Genomic DNA, 17,577 nt, shown 5'->3' with positions numbered 1-17,577 from the left:
CCGGTTTCATGGAAAACTGCGAAGGAAATCACGCCATAATATTTGGCATTTATATTTCGTTGCAGGCCGAAGCATGGTGTGCCGGGCTACGTAAACTGGCGGCACATTCACTGATGGAGAGCGCTTATGATCGCTGTACTGTTTGAAGCCGATGTCGCCGCTGGCAAGCAGGATCGCTACCTGCAATTAGCCGCGGAGCTCAAGCCGCAACTGGCAGAAATCGAGGGTTTTATCGCCATTGAACGCTTTCAGAGCCTGAGCACGGAAGGGAAGATCTTGTCCTTATCCTGGTGGCGGGATGAAGAGGCGGTACTGGCATGGAAGAGCAACGTCCTGCACCAGGCAGCGCAGGCGGAAGGACGGCGATCGATTTTCTCGTTTTACCGTATCCGTGTCGCGCAGGTTTTTCGCGATTATTCATCCGCAGCAGGGAAGACCGACCATGTATGATATTCACGTTATGCTTAATGAGGCGCCCGGCGGGCTGGCAGAACTGGGTGAAACGCTGGGTAAAAACGGTATTGGTCTGGAAGGCGGCGGCGTTTTCAGCATCGGGAGGGAAAGCCATGCCCATTTTCTGGTGGCCGACGGCGAACGCGCCCGTCAGGTTCTGGAGTCTGCCGGATTTACAGTGTGCAATGTAGCGCAGCCGGTGATCCGCAAACTAAAGCAGGAAAAACCCGGTGAGCTAGGCGCGATTGCCCGCACGATCGCGCAACATGGCATCACTATTCTTGTGCAGTACAGCGATCATGATAATCGCCTGATTCTGCTGACCGACAACGATCCGCTGACCCATGAGGTCACGCAACCCTGGAAGGGGGCGACATGAGTTTACCCGGTTTATCTGCGGCACACGGCAACACGCTGGCGCTGGAAGAGGCGCTTGCCGGTATTGCCAGTGCGATGGCCGATCCTTCGCGCTCGCGGATGCTTTGTGCGCTGATGGATGGACGGGCGTGGACGGCGACGGAGCTAAGCACCGTGGCGGATATTGCCCCTTCGACCGCCAGTGCCCACCTGAACCGGCTGTTAAATCATGGCCTGCTGGTCTGCGTTTCGCAGGGGCGGCACCGCTACTACCGGCTGGCGGGCAGTGATGTCGCTGCGCTGCTGGAAAATATGATGGGCGTGTCGATGCGCACAGGACGTACGCTGACCAGCCGAACGCCGCCGGAACTGCGGCAGGCACGCACCTGTTACGATCATCTTGCCGGTGAAATCGCGGTGGACATCTACGCGTTTTTGCAGCGTGAAGGCTGGATCACTGACGATGGCAGCGCGGTAACGAATGTCGGTAAACGGCAACTGGAAAAGATCGGCGTGACGCTCGATCCGCATACTCGCCGCAAGCCCTGTTGCGCGTGCCTGGACTGGAGCGAAAGGCGTTTCCATCTTGGCGGCGATGCGGGTGCCGCGCTACTTATCGCCTTCGAGCAGCAGGGCTGGCTGCGCAGAACGCCCGGCTACCGTGAAGTGACCATTACCGGGGAAGGCAAGACGGCGTTTTTAAGATTATTTGCTGTCGGGCTGTAATGCTGCCTTTGGCTGTAAAAAATGGTCGTCCGATTTTCGGTTGTGAGGGAGAGGCGGCAAACGCCACACTCATCGCACAACACAACCGGAGACGACCATGGATTTCATAACGCTTTATCATCAATCCTACTGGCCAATGTCCGGGATGGCACCGGCGCGCGGGCGGCACAACAAGCGGGATATCGGGTGTCTGGCAGGTAAGGCTGGCGTTTATCCGGCCTGCAGAGTCCGCAGGCCGGTTGCGTGACAAACTCAGTCGAGATCTTCGCCGTTGCTGGCGATCACTTTTTTATACCACCAGAATGACTTTTTCCGGCTGCGCGCCAGCGTGCCGTTGCCTGCATCGTCACGATCGACATAGACAAAACCGTAGCGCTTGCTCATCTCGCCGGTGGAAGCTGCCACCAGATCGATACAGCCCCAGGTGGTGTAACCGATAACCGGGATGCCGTCTTCAATGGCATCGCCCATTGCGCGGATATGTTCGCGCAGATAGCTGATGCGGTAATCGTCGACGATTTCGCCGTCGGCATTAAACTCATCTTTCGCGCCGAGGCCGTTTTCCACCAGGAACAGCGGTTTCTGGTAACGGTCATACATCATGTTCATGGTGATGCGCAGACCCAGCGGATCGATGCCCCAACCCCATTCGCTCACTTCAATATGCGGGTTACGCAGGGATTTCACGATATTGGCGGCGCTGGTGTTGTTGGCATTCATATCGGCCGAGGCGCAGCGTGAGGCGTAGTAGCTGAAGGAGACGAAATCGACGGTATTCTTCAGGATTTCGTCATCGCCCGCTTCTTTGACAATGCTGACGCCTTTTTCGCGGAACACGCGTGCAGAGTAGGCCGGGTAGCTGCCGCGCGCCTGTACATCAATAAAGAACAGGTTTTCGCGATCTTTTTCCAGCGCGGTCCACACATCGGCCGGTTTGCAGGAGTAAGGGTAGAAATTACCGCCCGCCAGCATGCAGCCCACCTGGTTTTGCGGGTTCACTTCATGAGCAATTTTGGTCGCCAGCGCGCTGGCAATCAGCTCATGATGCGCGGCCTGGTACTTCACCTGATCCTGATTTTCACCCTCTTCGAATACCAGGCCCGCGCCGGAGAACGGGCTGTGCAGCATGATGTTGATCTCATTGAAGGTCAGCCAGTATTTCACCAGCCCGTCGAACGCCTCAAAGCAGGTGCGCGCGTAGCGGGTGAAAAATTCCACCATTTTACGGTTGCGCCAGGAGCCGTACTCAATCACCAGATGCATCGGCACATCAAAGTGGCAAAGCGTCACCAGTGGCTCGATATTGTACTTTTTGCACTCTTCAAACACCGCGCGATAGAAGGCGATGCCTTCTGGATTTGGTGTCAGCTCATCGCCTTTCGGGTATAAACGGCTCCACGCGATAGAGGTGCGAAATACCGTAAAGCCCATCTCTGCCATCAGCGCGATATCTTCTTTATAACGATGGTAAAAATCGATCGCCTGATGGCTCGGATAATACTCATCGTCACGCAGTTGAAAGCGCTTTTCCTGGCCCAGTTTCACAGGCAGGCGGTTGACGCCGTGCGGGATCATATCGACGGTGGTCAGCCCCTTACCGCCCTCCAGATAACCCCCTTCCGACTGGTTGGCGGCAAGTGCGCCGCCCCATAAAAATCCTTGCGGAAATACTGACATGCGTAACCTCTTTTTTGTTAATCAGGCGCGTGCTTCTTTAACATTGACCGGCTGTGCTGCCTGCGGTTTGCTCGCGGTTTCCACCGGAATATCTTCAAAGCCCAGCAGTAACGTCAGCACAAACGACAGCACCACGGCCAGCGCCATCACACCAAACACCCAGACGATGGACATTGGGTTGGCCGGGTCGAAGAACTGCACGCTGGTAAATAAGCCCGGCGCGGCCATTGAGTGGCTGGCCAGCCCGGCAATACCGGCAACCGCGCCGCAGATAAAGCCGCTAATCAGGCTGGCGATCAGCGGACGTTTCAGACGAACGGCCACACCGTAGAGCGCCGGTTCGGAAATCCCCGCCAGAATGGCGGAAGCCGCTGCCGCCATTGCTGTCTGGCGCAGTTCCGGGTTTTTCGTTTTCCACGCCACGGCGAGCGAAGAGCCGCCAAGCGACAGGTTCGCGCCAATTTCAGACGGCATGACCATGCCCTCTTTGCCGGTTTCGGCAATGGTCTGAATGATGGTCGGCGTAAAGACGCGGTGCATCCCGGTCATCACCAGCAGCGGCCACAGCGCGCCCATGATGGCGACGGAGAGCCAGCCGAGGTAACCGTGAATGGTATACACCAGCGCGGAGATGGCACTACCGATCCAGATGCCCAGCGGGCCAATCAGCACAATCGCCAGCGGCGCGGCAATCAGCACAATCAGCATCGGTTTAAGGAAGTTTTTCGTTACCGCCGGAGTGATGCGATCGACCCAGCGCTCGATATACGACAGACACCAGGTCATCACCAGCGCCGGAATCACCGTGTAGGTGTATTTCACCGCCGTTACCGGCACCAGCGCGAACTCAACGTGCTCACCCTGCGCGGCTTTCGCCATCAATTCAATAAAGCTCGGATGCACCAGCACGCCCGCAATGGCAATCGCCAGCGACATATTGGTTTTGAATTTCACCGCCGCAGATGCGGCAACCATCAGCGGCAGGAAGAAGAAGGCGCCATCGCCGATCACCGTCAAAATGGTCAGCGTCGAGGAGCCTTTCGGCAGTGCGCCGGTCATCTCCAGCACCATGGCCAGCAGTTTCACCATCGAGCCGCCGATGATCGCCGGAATAAGCGGCGACATGGTACCGATCAGCGCATCGAGAATGCCCGCGCCAATGCGCTTCAGCGTCAGTTTTTGCGTGGAAGGTTCTTCAACTGGCTGCATATCTTGCGGCAGCAGGCTGACCACTTCGCGGAAGGCCTGGGAGACGGTATTGCCGATAATCACCTGGCACTGTTTGTCGTTACGCACCACGCCCATCACGCCGCTGATGCTTTTCAGCGTCGGACTGTCCACGCGCGTTTCATCTTTCACCACAAAGCGCAGGCGCGTCATGCAGTGCGTGACGGCCGCGATATTTTCCGCGCCGCCCAGCGCATCGACCACCGAGTGGGCCAGCGCCGCATAATTCTTTGCCATGGAGTTATTATCCTGTTTTATCAATAAGGTACTAGCTCACAGCCGCGCCTGGCGGCTGTGAAACATGAAATAGGTAACCGGTTCCACAAAATCATGAAGAGTTTATTTGTGGTTAACAAGGACTAAAAAGCGCCAATTTTTGAAATCGTGATAACGATCACTTATAAGATCGCGGGATGTGAAATCGTTGTGCGGCGTAAAGAGTTCCATTAAACGCAACGCCTGAAGTACACTTCGGCTCATAACATTTTCAGGGGGAAAAGATGGCGACAATGCTGGAGGTGGCGAAGCGGGCAGGCGTGTCGAAAGCGACGGTTTCCCGCGTTCTGACGGGCAAAGGATATGTCAGCGAAGAGACGAAAGACCGCGTATTTCAGGCCATTGCCGAAAGTGGCTATCGCCCGAATTTACTGGCCCGTAGCCTGGCGAGCAGTAAAACCCAGACGCTGGGGCTGGTGGTAACTAACACCCTCTACCACGGCGTTTATTTTAGTGAATTGCTGTTCCATGCTGCGCGAATGACCGAAGACAAAGGCCGTCAGTTACTGCTGGCCGACGGAAAACACAGCGCGGAAGAGGAGCGTCAGGCGATTCAATATCTGCTCGATTTACGCTGTGATGCGATCATTATTTATCCGCGTTTTTTGAGCGTCGATGAAATGGATAAAATTATCGACAGTCATTCGCAGCCAATAATGGTGCTTAACCGTCGTTTACGTAAAAACAGCAGCCACTGTGTTTATTCCGATCAAAAAGCCTCAAGCTTTAGCGCGGTGTCACAATTAATTTCTCATGGTCATCGTGATATTGCGTTTATTACCGGTTCACTCGATTCTCCGACCGGTATTGAACGTTTATCCGGGTATAAAGATGCGCTGGCGCAGCAGGGTATTGCGCTGCGTAATGAGTTGATTGTTGAAGGGAAATGGACGCCAGTTAGTGGCGCGCAGGGCGTACAGACACTCTTATCCCGGAACGTTGAATTTAGCGCACTGGTGGCAAGTAATGACGACATGGCGATTGGCGCAATTAAACAGTTACACGACAGCAAAATAACGGTGCCGCAGCAGGTTTCGGTAATTGGCTTCGATGATATTGCGATGGCGCCATTTACCGTTCCGGCACTTTCCAGCGTGAAAATACCGGTCACCGAAATGATCAAAGAGACGATCAACCGCTTAATCTTTATGCTCGATGGCGGCGACTTTACTTATCAGCAAACCTTTCCCGGCGAATTAATGTTACGTGACTCACTGATTTCCGGCCCGCACGCCTGACCTCGACATCTGTCATCGACAGAAGTGTCGATGACAGCCATCCTTACCGAATGCTTCTTTAAATTTCCTTAAATAACAGCAAGTTAAAAACTGGCACGGTTTATGAATATTCCGGCGGGATAAAGCACATTGCCGGAGAAGATAATGAACCGATTTATCATGGCGGACGCTGCAAAATGCATTGGCTGCCGCACCTGCGAGGTCGCCTGTGTGGTGTCTCATCAGGAAAACCAGGACTGCGCGGCGCTCACGCCTGAGAGCTTTTTACCGCGTATCCATGTTGTCAAAGGCGTCAACGTCTCGACAGCGACACTCTGTCGTCAGTGCGAAGACGCGCCGTGTGCCAACGTCTGCCCGAACGGTGCCATTAGCCGTGACGAAGGGTTTGTGCATGTGATGCAGGAACGCTGCATTGGCTGCAAAACCTGCGTCGTGGCCTGCCCGTACGGTGCGATGGAAGTGGTTGTGCGTCCGGTTATTCGCCATAGCGGCGCAGGGCTGAATGTTCGCGCAGAAAAAGCCGAAGCCAACAAATGCGATTTGTGCCACCACAGTGAAAGCGGTCCCGCCTGTATGCAGGCATGTCCGACGAAAGCGCTGGTCTGTGTCGATCGTAATTTACTGGAACAGATGAGCGCGGAGAAACGTCGTCGCGCCGCGCTGGACAGCGCTGTTTCTCTGGTGTTCTAAACAATCTGACTTTCACTTTTAACAGGTCTGTTACTGATGAAAAAAATCACAAGTGTATGCCCATACTGCGGCGCGGGCTGCAAACTGAAACTGGTTGTCGACGACGGAAAAATCATCCGCGCAGAAGCGGCCGACGGCCACACCAACCAGAATGAACTCTGCCTGAAAGGCTACTACGGCTGGGATTTCCTCAACGACACCAAACTGCTGACGCCGCGTCTTACGCAGCCGATGATCCGTTACGAAAAAGGCGGCAAATTGACCCCCGTCAGTTGGGATGAAGCGATCCGTTATACCGCAAAGCGCCTCAGTGAAATCAAAGCCAAATATGGCCCGCGCGCCATTATGACTACCGGTTCATCTCGCGGTACGGGCAATGAAACCAACTATGTGATGCAGAAATTCGCCCGTGGCGTGCTTAACACCAATAACGTCGACTGTTGCGCCCGCGTCTGCCACGGTCCATCGGTGGCGGGTTTGCAGGAAACCCTTGGCAACGGTGCGATGAGTAACTCTATCGGCGATATCGAAAACTCCAGTTGCCTGCTGGTATTTGGTTATAACTGCGCCGATTCGCACCCGATCGTCGCGCGGCGGGTGATCAAAGCCAAACAGAAAGGGGCCAAAATTATTGTTTGCGATCCGCGCCGCATTGAGACCGCGCGTATTGCCGATCAGCATCTGCAACTCAAAAACGGTTGCAATATGGCGCTGGTCAACGCTTTCGGCTATGTGCTGCTGGAAGAAGAGCTGTACGACAAAGATTATGTCGCCAGCTTTACCACCGGGCTGGATGACTATCGTGAAACGGTTAAAGACTATGCGCCGGAGGCGGTAGAGCATCTGACTGGCGTGCCGGCAAAACAGGTTCGCCAGGCAATGCGCACCTACGCGGCAGCGCCATCCGCCACCATTATGTGGGGCATGGGCGTGACGCAGTTCGGCCAGGCGGTGGATGTGGTGAAAGGGCTCTCCAGCCTGGCGCTGCTGACCGGGAATCTTGGGCGCGAAAATGTCGGCGTCGGCCCGGTGCGCGGCCAGAACAACGTGCAGGGCGCGTGCGATATGGGCGTGATCCCCAACCAGTTCCCGGGTTATCAGGATGTGGTGAACCCGGAGGTGCGGGCAAAATTTGCCAAAGCCTGGGGCATCGATCCGGCAGTGATGGATGACAAAGTCGGCGTCCGCATTACCGAAGTGCCGCATCTGGCGCTGGAAGGCAAGGTGAAAGCCTATTACATCATGGGTGAAGATCCGTTGCAGACCGAAGCGGATCTGGGGCTGGTGCGTAAAGGTTTCGAAGCGCTCGATTTTGTGGTGGTGCAGGATATCTTTATGACCAAAACCGCCGAACAAGCTGATGTGCTGCTGCCCGCCACTTCCTGGGGCGAACACGGCGGCGTCTTCACCTGCGCCGATCGTGGCTTCCAGCGTTTCGAAAAAGCCATCGAACCGAAGTATAACGTCAAACGTGACTGGGAGATCATCAGCCTGATCGCCACCGAGATGGGCTATCCGATGCACTATGACAATAACCAGCAGATCTGGGACGAACTGCGCGAGTTGTGCCCGCTGTTCTACGGCGTCACCTACGAGAAAATGGGCGACATGGGACACGTTCAGTGGCCGTGCCCGACCCTCGATCATCCGGGCACGCCGTACCTGTATCAGAACAATAAGTTCGATACCCCGGACGGTAAAGGCCATCTTTTTGCCACGCCGTGGCGAGCGCCCGCAGAGCGCCCGGATGCTGAATTCCCGCTGGTGCTTTGTACCGTGCGTGAAGTAGGCCACTACTCTTGCCGTTCGATGACAGGCAACTGTGCCGCGTTGCAAACCCTTGCCGACGAACCGGGCTTTGTGCAGATCAGCCCGGCCGACGCCGAAGCGCTGGGTGTGAAAGACCGGCAACTGGTGTGGGTGGAATCACGCCGTGGCAAAGTGATCACCCGCGCGGATGTCAACGAACGCATCAACAACGGCAGCGTTTATATGACGTACCAGTGGTGGATTGGCGCCTGTAACGAACTGACGCAGGATAATCTGGATCCGATTTCCAAAACGCCGGAAACCAAATACTGCGCCGTTCGGGTGAGTGCGATCAACGATCAGCGCTGGGCCGAGGAGTACACTCAGAGCACTTATCAACAGATGAAGAATCGCTTGCTCAACGCGGCGATGCAGTGATGCGATGACAACCAGCAACGGTGTTTGCTTACGCGTATACGGTAAAGTTCAGGGGGTGGGTTTTCGCCCCTTTGTCTGGCAACTGGCGCAGCAGCACCGTTGCAAAGGCGATGTCTGTAATGATGCACAGGGTGTCGAAGTTCGCCTGCTCGGCGATGCCGGTGATTTCGTCACCCTGTTGCATCAACACTGCCCCCCATTGGCGCGCATCGATCGCGTCGTCAGTTCACCGTTCCACTGGCCTTCACCTCCACAAGATTTCACCATCCGCCAGAGCGCGGGTGGCACGATGAATACGCAAATTGTTCCCGATGCGGCGACGTGTCCCGCCTGCCTCGCGGAGATGAACGATCCCCGCGAACGCCGCTACCGTTATCCGTTTATCAACTGCACCCATTGCGGGCCGCGATTTACCATTATCAACGCCATGCCTTACGATCGGCCTTATACGGTGATGGCGGCGTTCCCGCTCTGCGCGGACTGCGAAGCGGAGTATCGCAGCCCCTTCGATCGTCGTTTTCACGCTCAGCCCGTCGCCTGCCCGCAGTGCGGCCCGCAGCTTGAGTGGCGCAGCGATGTCTGGCAAACCACTGGCGAAGCGGCATTGCAGGCCGCGATTTCACTCCTGAAAAGCGGAGGCGTGGTGGCTGTCAAAGGCGTGGGCGGTTTTCATCTCGCTTGCGATGCGCATAACCAGGCGGCGGTGCAGCATCTGCGCGCCTGTAAACGCCGCCCGGCAAAACCGCTGGCGGTGATGGTGCCGGATGCCGCAGGGTTACCTGCCGATGCGCAGCGTTTACTCGCCACGCCAGCCGCGCCGATTGTGCTGGTAGCGAAATCCACCGTTGACGGTTTATGCGACGCCGTGGCGCCGGGCCTGGATGAAGTGGGCGTTATGTTACCGTCCAATCCGTTGCAGCATCTGCTGGCGCAGGGTTTGCAGCGCCCGCTGGTGATGACTTCCGGCAACCTCAGCGGCAAACCGCCCGCCCTCACGAATGAACAGGCGCTGGTCGATCTGGCGGGAATTGCCGGTGGTTTTTTACTGCACAATCGCGACATTGTGCAACGCATGGATGATTCCGTGCTGCGGGCAAACGGCGAGATGCTGCGCCGCTCGCGCGGCTACGTGCCGGATGCGCTGAGCCTGCCGGAAGGGTTCAACGCCATACCGCCGCTGCTGTGTCTTGGCGCGGATATGAAAAACACCTTTTGCCTGCTGCGCGGTGAAGCGGCGGTGCCGGGTCAGCACTTTGGCGATCTCACCGATGAAGGTGTGGAAACGCAGTGGCGCAACGCGCTGCGCCTGATGCAGACGATTTACGACTTCACTCCGCAGCAACTGGTCATCGATGCGCATCCCGCTTATCGCACCAGCCAGTGGGCTCATTGCAGTGGATTGCCACTGCAAACGGTGCTGCATCACCATGCGCATGCCGCAGCGTGTCTCGGCGAGCACAACTGGCCGCTTGACGGCGGTGATGTGATTGCGCTGACGCTGGACGGGATTGGCATGGGGGAGGGCGGTGCGCTGTGGGGCGGCGAATGTTTGCGCGTCAATTATCGCGAATGCGAGCACCTTGGCGGCTTACCGGCGGTGGCGTTACCGGGCGGCGATCTGGCCGCGCGGCAGCCGTGGCGCAACCTGCTGGCGCAGATGCTGGCGTTTGTGCCTGAGTGGCAACATTACCCGGAAACCGCGGTTCTCCGGCAGCAAAACTGGCCGTTGCTGGCACGCGCCATTGAGCGCGGCATCAACGCGCCGCTGGCCTCTTCCTGCGGACGTTTATTTGATGCGGTAGCTTGTGCGCTGGGCTGCGCGCCGCTGCAACTGAGTTATGAAGGCGAAGCCGCCTGCCAGCTTGAAGCGCTGGCGGCGTCCACTTCTGCGGTGGAGCACCCCGTCACGCTGCCGCTACGCGGAAACCAGCTTGATCTCGCCGCCTTCTGGCGGCAGTGGCTGGGCTGGCAGGCATCACCCGCACAGCGTGCATGGGCGTTTCACGACGCGCTGGCGCAGGGGCTGGCAAGCCTTGCCCGCGAACAGGCAGAGCGACGCGATATTCAGACACTGGTATTCAGCGGCGGTGTACTGCATAACCGCCTGCTGAAGGCGCGCCTGCAAGCCTGGCTTCCTGACTTTACCTTGCTGTTCCCGCACCAGCTCCCGGCCGGTGATGGCGGAATTGCCTTCGGCCAGGGGCTGGTTGCTGCTGCGCGGACTATAGCGCCAGCGCTTTAAGCAGGGCGAAAGCCTCTTTCATGCGTTCTTCGCTGACCACGAAAGCGCGCAGTTTTTCATCGGCATCAAGCCCTTTCGCTACCATACCCTGGGGGTGGGTTGTAATCTGCCAGTTCAGATCGCGGCGGGCGGTTTCTCCGGCCAGATGCAGCGGCATCAGCGGCGTTTTTACCTTCACCAGCATGGCAGGCAGCGCCAGTTGCGCGTTGTTGCCGAGCAGGTTTTTCGCAAGCGTAATGGCGCTGAGCTGGGCGGGTTGCAGGAAAGGCAGCACCCTGCCGTTGATCTCGGCGCAGTCGCCGAGTGCATAGATCTGTGGGTTGCTGGTTTGCAGCGCCGCATTAACCACGATGCCACGGCGGGTTTCCACCCCGGCGGCTTGTGCCAGCGACACTTCCGGCGACAGGCCCGTGGCGGCAATCACCACATCCGCCTCTACGCAGCGTTCGTCATCAAGCTGCGCACAAATGCCATTCGCGCTCGCCGTCAGGTGTTGCAAACGGGAGGAGAGCAGCAGGCGCACACCCAGCGACGTCAGGCTATGTTGCAGGCGGCTACTGACTTCCGGCGGCATCAGCGAAGGCAGAATACTGGCGGCGTTATCCAGCAGCGTGACGGTTTTCCCGGTACGGCGAAAATCCATTGCCAGCTCGCAGCCAATCAACCCGGCACCGACAATCAGCACGCTGGCGGCATCGCGCAGCCTGTTTTCACAGGCGCGATACTCTTGCAGGCTGTTGAGCGTCAGCATGTGCTCGCGCCCCGGCAGCGGCGGAACGAAGGCTTTTGCCCCCGTCGCCAGTACCAGTTTGTCGTACTGCCACTGTTTATCGACGCTTTTCACTACCTGCGCTTCAGCATCAATGGCGGTGATAACCGTGTGCGGGAACAGTCGCAGGTTAAATTGCTCGGCAAATTCTCCCGCCGGTTGGCGCAGCAAATCATCGGCACTTTGCGCTTCGCTGATGACATGGCTGAGATCCGGTTTGTTGTACTCATCGATGCTGTCGGCGGCAATCAGCGTCAGCGGTACGGCGCTGTCGAGTTTACGGATGTTTTTCACCAGCGACCGGGCGGCGAAGCCCGATCCGATAATCACAATGCCTGCGCTCATTTTGCCTCCGTTGCCAGTTCGTCAAACACCTCTTTGCCTAAAGAACATTCCGGGCAGAGGAAGTTATCCGGTACCTCGCTCCACGGCGTTCCTGGCGCAACATCCTGCATTGGCTCGCCTTTTGCTGGATCGTAGATCCACTGGCAGACGCTGCACTGCATGCGCGGGCCGAGTTCCGCAGCGGCGGCTGCGGCACAGGCACAGGCTTCCTGAGCTGCTGAGGAGGCCGGTTTTACCGCTTCCGGCAAAGGAGAGAGCGCCCACTGGCGGGCGATATCGCGCCCGTGCTGGCGGCACACTTCCAGCGCGTCGATGTCCGGTCGCCATTTGGCCTTCAGGCTGACGGACATTTCAAACCCGGCATCCTGTAAGCGGGTGGAGAGACGGTCTACCGCGCCGCCGCTCCACCCGTGGGAGCCAAACGCGCTGGCGCGTTTGTTGCGAAAACGCAGGCCGGTGATCTCTTCGACCAGCCCGGCGATTTTCGGCATCATCACGTTATTCATGGTCGAGGTGCCAACCAGCACGCCTTTCGAGCGGAACACATTGGTGAGAATGTCGTTTTTATCGCTGCGGGCGACGTTAAAGATTTTCACCGCCACGCGTGGGTCAACTTCGTTAATGCCCTGCGCAATGGCGTCGGCCATCATGCGGGTGTTGTTGGACATGGTGTCGTAGAAAAGGGTGATGCGATCTTCCTGATAATCGGCCGCCCATTTCAGGTACAGTTCGACAATTTGCGTTGGGTTATCGCGCCACACCACGCCGTGCGAGGTAGCAATCATATCTACCGGCAGGTTAAAGCCGAGGATCTCGGTGATTTTCGGCGTCACCAGGCGGCTGAATGGCGTCAGGATATTCGCGTAGTAGCGCTGGCACTGTTCGAACAGCTCCGCCTGATCCACTTCATCGTTAAACAGGCGTTCGTCGCAGTAGTGCTGGCCGAAAGCGTCATTGCTGAACAGTACGGCGTCGCCGGTCAGGTAGGTCATCATGCTGTCCGGCCAGTGCAGCATCGGCGTTTCAACGAAAATCAGCTGCTTGCCGTTGCCGATATCCAGCGTGTCGCCGGTTTTCACGACGTTAAAGTTCCACTCCGGGTGATGGTGATGGCCGGTGATCGAGTCGATCGCATTCGCCGTGCAGTAGATCGGCGTATACGGGATGTGCGACATCAACTCGGTCAGAGCACCGGCGTGATCTTCTTCGGCATGGTTAATCACGATGTAGTCGATGCTTTGCAGATCGATCTCTGCGCTCAGGTTCTGCACAAACTCGCGGCTGAATTTGTGATCGACGGTATCGATCAGCACGTTTTTGCCTTCGCGAATCAAATAGCTGTTGTAGCTGCTGCCTTTCAGCGTTTTGTATTCAGTACCGTGAAAATCGCGCACTTCCCAGTCACGTTGCCCAACCCAGTGAATGTTGTTTTTTACATGAATAGCCATATCAAATGTCCTGTACTTTTTTCAGTTCGATGTATGGCTAATATCAAAGGCTGTGCCAACTTTTTAATTAATTGATTTTTATATTTTTTTAATGGGTTAACTGAAAAGATAGTTGTCATTATGACTATGATATTTACAGTCAATATGACACTATGTATTGTCAAAAAGACAGTGAGGTAAGCATGAGTTTTTCACTGAATGTGCTGGCAGGAATCGCCATTGAATTGCAGAGCGGTATCGGCCATGCGGATCGTTTCCAGCGGCTGATCGCCACGCTGCGCCAGGTGCTGGCGTGCGATGCCTCTGCGCTGCTGCGTTACGAGGCGCGGCAGTTTATTCCGCTGGCTATCGACGGGCTGGCGCAGGATGTGCTCGGCAGGCGTTTTACGCTGGAAGGGCACCCAAGGCTGGAAGCGATTGCCCGCGCCGGGGATGTGGTGCGTTTTCCGGCCGATAGTGATTTGCCCGATCCTTATGATGGGCTGATCCCCGGCCAGGAGAGCCTGAAAGTGCACGCCTGCGTCGGGCTGCCGCTGTTTGCCGGACAGAACCTGATTGGCGCGCTGACGCTGGATGGTATGTCACCGGATCAGTTCGACACCTTCAGCGACGAAGAGCTGCGACTGATTGCGGCGCTGGCGGCAGGGGCGTTGAACAACGCGCTGCTGATTGAGCAACTGGAGAGCCAGAATATGCTGCCCGGCGCACCCGCCGCGTTTGAGCCGGTGGCGCACAGCGAAATGATTGGTTTATCGCCCGGTATGGTGGCGCTGAAAAAAGAGATCGATATTGTCGCCGCGTCCGATCTTAACGTGCTGATCAGCGGCGAAACCGGCACCGGGAAAGAGCTGGTGGCTAAGGCGATTCATGAAGGTTCCGCGCGGGCAGCCAGCCCGCTGGTTTATCTCAACTGTGCAGCGCTGCCGGAAAGCGTGGCCGAGAGTGAACTGTTCGGCCACGTGAAAGGGGCTTTTACCGGAGCCATCAGCAATCGCAGCGGCAAGTTTGAGATGGCAGATAACGGCACGCTGTTTCTTGATGAGATCGGTGAATTGTCCCTCTCATTGCAGGCCAAGCTGCTGCGGGTCTTGCAGTATGGCGATCTGCAACGTGTCGGCGACGATCGCAGCCTGCGCGTGGATGTGCGCGTGCTGGCGGCGACGAACCGCGATCTGCGAGAAGAGGTACTGGCTGGCCGTTTTCGCGCCGATCTCTATCATCGTCTTAGCGTGTTTCCGTTGTCGGTGCCGCCGCTGCGTGAACGGGGCGACGATGTGGTGCTGCTGGCGGGTTACTTCTGCGAGCAGTGCCGTCTGCGTCTGGGTCTTGGCCGGGTGGCACTCAGCCCCGGCGCACGAACGCATTTACTCAGCTACGGCTGGCCGGGCAATGTGCGCGAGCTGGAACATGCCATTCACCGCGCGGTGATTCTGGCGCGCGGGACGCGCAACAGCGACGATGTGGTGCTGGAGGCGCGACATTTTGCCCTCAGCGATGAACAGACGCCGGTGGCACAAACCGCTTCGGCGTTACCGGCGGGGCAGAATCTGCGCGATGCCACTGAGGATTTCCAGCGGGCGCTGATTGCCAGAACGCTTGAAGAGTGTGGGAGAAACTGGGCGGCCTGCGCCAGGACGCTGGAAATGGACGTCGCCAACCTGCACCGGCTGGCGAAACGTCTGGGGCTGAAGCGTTAAAGAATACCGGCCTGATAGAAATCCTGCAGGTTGATGGCGCCCACCAGAATTCCCGCGTCATCCACCACCGGGGCGGCGGCGATTTTACGCTGCATCAGGCGCTCTTTGGCATCCACTGCGCGGCTGTTGGCGTCTAAGGTGATGCCGCCGTGCGTCATCGCTTCACTGACGGCGGTGGTTAACGCGCCGCCTGCCACCAGCCAGCGACGCAGATCGCCATCGGTAAAGACGCCTTTAACCTGGCGTTGTCCATCGCAAACGGCAACCAGGCCTAAACCGGTGCGGCTTAGCTCCAGCATCGCCTCCATCACGCTGGTCGTCAGTTGCACCTGCGGGATCTGCTCCTCTTTGCGCATCAGATGATGCACTTTATTCAGCAGCCGCGCGCCGAGCGCGCCTGCCGGATGCGAGCGGGCAAAATCCTCTTCGTCAAAGCCGCGCGCCTGCATCACCGACATCGCCAGCGCGTCACCCATCATCAGCGTCGTGACGGTACTGGAGGTCGGCGCCAGATGCATCGGGCAGGCTTCACGTTCAACGGAGATATCCAGCACTGCGTCAGCGGCCAGCGCCAACGGCGAGCGCGGTTTTCCGGTCATCGCCAGCAGGGCGACGGATTTCTCCGCCAGCCGCGGCAGGATCAGATCCAACTCCTTTGCCGAACCGGAGTAGGAGATAAACAGCATCACGTCGCGGCTTTCAATCATGCCCAGATCGCCATGCAGCGCTTCCGCCGGATGAACAAAAAAAGCCGGAGTGCCGGTGCTGGCAAAGGTAGCGGCGATTTTTTTGCCGATATGCCCCGATTTGCCGATGCCGGAAACAATCACTTTCCCCTCGCACTTCAACACCGTTTCGGCGGCTCGCACGAAAGCCTCGCCGAGCCTCTCCGGCAGGCGGCTTGCTTCCTGAAGCTCCAGTAACAGGGTCTGACGCCCGGCATTAATTAACGACTCACTCATGATCTTCTCCGGCAATAATCACCTCGACGCCTTTGGTTTCCAGCGCGGCGCGAACGTCCGCCGGGATACCGGCATCGGTGATCAATTTATTGACGCTTTCCAGGCTGCACACCACGTTCGGGCTTTTGCGGCCAAACTTCGATGAGTCGGCCATCAGAATCACTTCCCGCGCGGCGTTGCACATCGCTTTGCTGACGGTGAACACTTCGTTGAAGGTGGTGACGCCCGCGTTCAGATCGATGCCGTCCGTGCCCATAAACAGCTTGTCGAAGCTGAAATGGTCAAAGGCGTTTTCCGCCAGTTGGCCGTGAAACGAGGCGGATTTTTTGCGGAAGGTGCCGCCGGGCATCAGGATGGTCTGCTCGTTATCCAGTTCCGATAACGCATTAACGATGTGCAGGCTGTTGGTCATCACCGTGATGTTATTGAAGTGGCTGAGCAGCGGCACCATCTGCAAAACGGTGCTGCCTGCATCAAGGATGATCGAGTCGCCGTCATGAATATAGGTGACCGCTTTTTCGGCAATCAGCCCCTTTTGTACGGTGTTGATCAGCGTTTTGTGATCGATAGGGGGATCGGCTTCGTCTTTATTGAGCACCACGCCGCCATAGGTGCGGATCACCGCGCCGGAATGCTCCAGCGCGACCAAATCCTTACGTATGGTCGTCCCTGTGGTGTCGAAGTATGCTGACAGCTCTTCAACAGAACACTTTCCCTGCTTTTGCAGATGCTCAAGAATAGCCGCCTGACGCTGACGTGGTTTCATAGGCGCTGATATCCTGCGTTACGTTGCGAAATGATAATTTCGCAAGCTAATAGCGTTCACAACGAAATTATCAATGTTTCATTTTAAGCGCTAATGATAGAGCATTCTGACAGGCCGGATCATGGGGAAAGATCACATCAGGCTCTAATTCCTCTCTTTTCACACCGATTAAATGGTTGATTTTTGCCGGGCGGGCGAAAACCGTAATGCCGCGCATCAGCAGCGTATCGCAAACACAGTCCTGCTTATCAAAAGCGACGGCCAGAACGACGCGGGGTTTAAAGCGCCCGCCGGAGCGGCCAACGCCGACGCGTCCGCGCTGGCACAACGCGTCGAACGCCCGGTTGAACTGGCGGATTTGCCAGCCGCCAAGCGCTAGCTGGCTGAGCCAGGCGATGGCGGCGACGGTAATCAGGGCTGAAACCATTCTGTCCTCCTTTATTGTTGCGTCAGGGTAACGCCTTATCCGGCCTGCGACGTTTCGCTTTCAGACAGTACGCACAGGCCTGTAAGCAAA

General features: G+C 57.2%; 15 protein-coding genes. 8 read left to right on the top strand and 7 right to left on the bottom strand.

Going from position 1 to position 17,577, the window contains the following annotated elements; genetic code table 11:
- The first annotated feature begins 126 nt into the window (after positions 1 to 126).
- From DK872_RS22760 to DK872_RS22750, 3 genes are read left to right on the top strand one after another with little or no spacing between them, the layout of a single operon-like run.
- On the top strand, positions 127 to 450 hold the full coding sequence (locus DK872_RS22760) for an antibiotic biosynthesis monooxygenase (RefSeq protein WP_007370526.1): 324 nt from the start codon (positions 127 to 129) through the stop codon (positions 448 to 450).
- Positions 443 to 832, top strand: a complete 390-nt coding sequence (locus tag DK872_RS22755; protein WP_007370527.1) for a hypothetical protein — start codon at positions 443 to 445, stop codon at positions 830 to 832. Before DK872_RS22760 ends, DK872_RS22755 begins: the two co-directional genes overlap by 8 nt.
- Positions 829 to 1,536 (top strand): helix-turn-helix transcriptional regulator, encoded by a 708-nt coding sequence (locus tag DK872_RS22750; RefSeq protein ID WP_007370528.1) that lies wholly within the window; start codon positions 829 to 831, stop codon positions 1,534 to 1,536. Before DK872_RS22755 ends, DK872_RS22750 begins: the two co-directional genes overlap by 4 nt.
- A 252-nt stretch (positions 1,537 to 1,788) precedes the next feature.
- Here DK872_RS22750 and DK872_RS22745 read toward each other — a convergent pair whose 3' ends face one another.
- Together DK872_RS22745 and ascF are read right to left on the bottom strand one after the other, a co-directional pair.
- Complete coding sequence (locus DK872_RS22745) at positions 1,789 to 3,213, bottom strand: 6-phospho-beta-glucosidase (protein ID WP_007370529.1); 1,425 nt, start codon at positions 3,211 to 3,213, stop codon at positions 1,789 to 1,791.
- A gap of 21 nt (positions 3,214 to 3,234) precedes the next feature.
- The gene (gene ascF / locus DK872_RS22740) at positions 3,235 to 4,677 is read right to left on the bottom strand and encodes a PTS cellobiose/arbutin/salicin transporter subunit IIBC (protein ID WP_007370530.1); all 1,443 of its coding nucleotides are present in this window, start codon (positions 4,675 to 4,677) and stop codon (positions 3,235 to 3,237) included.
- A 263-nt stretch (positions 4,678 to 4,940) separates the two neighbouring features.
- Here ascF and DK872_RS22735 point away from each other — a divergent pair, with 263 nt between their 5' ends.
- The 4 genes from DK872_RS22735 (at position 4,941) to hypF (ending at position 11,073) form a co-directional block, all read left to right on the top strand.
- Entirely contained in the window at positions 4,941 to 5,954 is a 1,014-nt protein-coding gene (locus tag DK872_RS22735; RefSeq protein ID WP_007370531.1) for a LacI family DNA-binding transcriptional regulator, read from the top strand.
- A 144-nt stretch (positions 5,955 to 6,098) separates the two neighbouring features.
- Positions 6,099 to 6,644, top strand: coding sequence for an electron transport protein HydN (hydN, locus tag DK872_RS22730; protein ID WP_007370532.1), 546 nt, complete (start codon positions 6,099 to 6,101; stop codon positions 6,642 to 6,644).
- A gap of 36 nt (positions 6,645 to 6,680) precedes the next feature.
- Positions 6,681 to 8,831 (top strand): formate dehydrogenase subunit alpha, encoded by a 2,151-nt coding sequence (gene fdhF / locus DK872_RS22725; protein WP_161518875.1) that lies wholly within the window; start codon positions 6,681 to 6,683, stop codon positions 8,829 to 8,831.
- Positions 8,832 to 8,835: 4 nt separating this feature from the next.
- Positions 8,836 to 11,073, top strand: a complete 2,238-nt coding sequence (gene hypF, locus DK872_RS22720; protein WP_161518874.1) for a carbamoyltransferase HypF — start codon at positions 8,836 to 8,838, stop codon at positions 11,071 to 11,073.
- Here the strand turns inward: hypF and norW are convergent.
- Together norW and norV are read right to left on the bottom strand one after the other, a co-directional pair.
- Entirely contained in the window at positions 11,054 to 12,187 is a 1,134-nt protein-coding gene (norW, locus tag DK872_RS22715) for an NADH:flavorubredoxin reductase NorW (RefSeq protein ID WP_090398540.1), read from the bottom strand. The two genes, hypF and norW, sit on opposite strands and share 20 nt — an antisense overlap.
- A complete protein-coding gene (norV, locus tag DK872_RS22710; RefSeq protein WP_161518873.1) occupies positions 12,184 to 13,635 on the bottom strand; it encodes an anaerobic nitric oxide reductase flavorubredoxin in 1,452 nt (483 codons plus the stop codon). The genes norW and norV overlap by 4 nt, the downstream gene beginning before the upstream one ends.
- Before the next feature lie 182 nt (positions 13,636 to 13,817).
- Between norV and norR the strand changes: the two genes are divergently transcribed.
- Complete coding sequence (norR, locus tag DK872_RS22705; RefSeq protein WP_007370537.1) at positions 13,818 to 15,332, top strand: nitric oxide reductase transcriptional regulator NorR; 1,515 nt, start codon at positions 13,818 to 13,820, stop codon at positions 15,330 to 15,332.
- On the opposite strand, the gene gutQ is transcribed toward norR, so the two are convergent.
- From gutQ to gutM, 3 genes are all read right to left on the bottom strand, one after another.
- Positions 15,329 to 16,294, bottom strand: a complete 966-nt coding sequence (gene gutQ / locus DK872_RS22700; RefSeq protein WP_007370538.1) for an arabinose-5-phosphate isomerase GutQ — start codon at positions 16,292 to 16,294, stop codon at positions 15,329 to 15,331. The two genes, norR and gutQ, sit on opposite strands and share 4 nt — an antisense overlap.
- Positions 16,287 to 17,060, bottom strand: a complete 774-nt coding sequence (locus tag DK872_RS22695) for a DNA-binding transcriptional repressor (protein WP_161518871.1) — start codon at positions 17,058 to 17,060, stop codon at positions 16,287 to 16,289. The genes gutQ and DK872_RS22695 overlap by 8 nt, the downstream gene beginning before the upstream one ends.
- Before the next feature lie 70 nt (positions 17,061 to 17,130).
- On the bottom strand, positions 17,131 to 17,487 hold the full coding sequence (gene gutM / locus DK872_RS22690; RefSeq protein ID WP_071921289.1) for a transcriptional regulator GutM: 357 nt from the start codon (positions 17,485 to 17,487) through the stop codon (positions 17,131 to 17,133).
- Between the last annotated feature and the right edge of the window lie 90 nt (positions 17,488 to 17,577).

Source organism: Kosakonia sp. MH5, assembly GCF_009935945.1.
GTDB lineage: Bacteria > Pseudomonadota > Gammaproteobacteria > Enterobacterales > Enterobacteriaceae > Kosakonia > Kosakonia radicincitans.
This window is presented reverse-complemented; position numbering and strand designations above follow the sequence as displayed.

Bases quoted from the DNA above. Each gene is read 5' to 3' on its own strand.
- DK872_RS22760 (WP_007370526.1), top strand. From the start codon at position 127: ATGATCGCTGTACTGTTTGAAGCCGATGTCGCCGCTGGCAAGCAGGAT.
- DK872_RS22755 (WP_007370527.1), top strand. From the start codon at position 443: ATGTATGATATTCACGTTATGCTTAATGAGGCGCCCGGCGGGCTGGCA.
- DK872_RS22750 (WP_007370528.1), top strand. From the start codon at position 829: ATGAGTTTACCCGGTTTATCTGCGGCACACGGCAACACGCTGGCGCTG.
- DK872_RS22745 (WP_007370529.1), bottom strand. From the start codon at position 3,213: ATGTCAGTATTTCCGCAAGGATTTTTATGGGGCGGCGCACTTGCCGCC.
- ascF (WP_007370530.1), bottom strand. From the start codon at position 4,677: ATGGCAAAGAATTATGCGGCGCTGGCCCACTCGGTGGTCGATGCGCTG.
- DK872_RS22735 (WP_007370531.1), top strand. From the start codon at position 4,941: ATGGCGACAATGCTGGAGGTGGCGAAGCGGGCAGGCGTGTCGAAAGCG.
- hydN (WP_007370532.1), top strand. From the start codon at position 6,099: ATGAACCGATTTATCATGGCGGACGCTGCAAAATGCATTGGCTGCCGC.
- fdhF (WP_161518875.1), top strand. From the start codon at position 6,681: ATGAAAAAAATCACAAGTGTATGCCCATACTGCGGCGCGGGCTGCAAA.
- hypF (WP_161518874.1), top strand. From the start codon at position 8,836: ATGACAACCAGCAACGGTGTTTGCTTACGCGTATACGGTAAAGTTCAG.
- norW (WP_090398540.1), bottom strand. From the start codon at position 12,187: ATGAGCGCAGGCATTGTGATTATCGGATCGGGCTTCGCCGCCCGGTCG.
- norV (WP_161518873.1), bottom strand. From the start codon at position 13,635: ATGGCTATTCATGTAAAAAACAACATTCACTGGGTTGGGCAACGTGAC.
- norR (WP_007370537.1), top strand. From the start codon at position 13,818: ATGAGTTTTTCACTGAATGTGCTGGCAGGAATCGCCATTGAATTGCAG.
- gutQ (WP_007370538.1), bottom strand. From the start codon at position 16,294: ATGAGTGAGTCGTTAATTAATGCCGGGCGTCAGACCCTGTTACTGGAG.
- DK872_RS22695 (WP_161518871.1), bottom strand. From the start codon at position 17,060: ATGAAACCACGTCAGCGTCAGGCGGCTATTCTTGAGCATCTGCAAAAG.
- gutM (WP_071921289.1), bottom strand. From the start codon at position 17,487: ATGGTTTCAGCCCTGATTACCGTCGCCGCCATCGCCTGGCTCAGCCAG.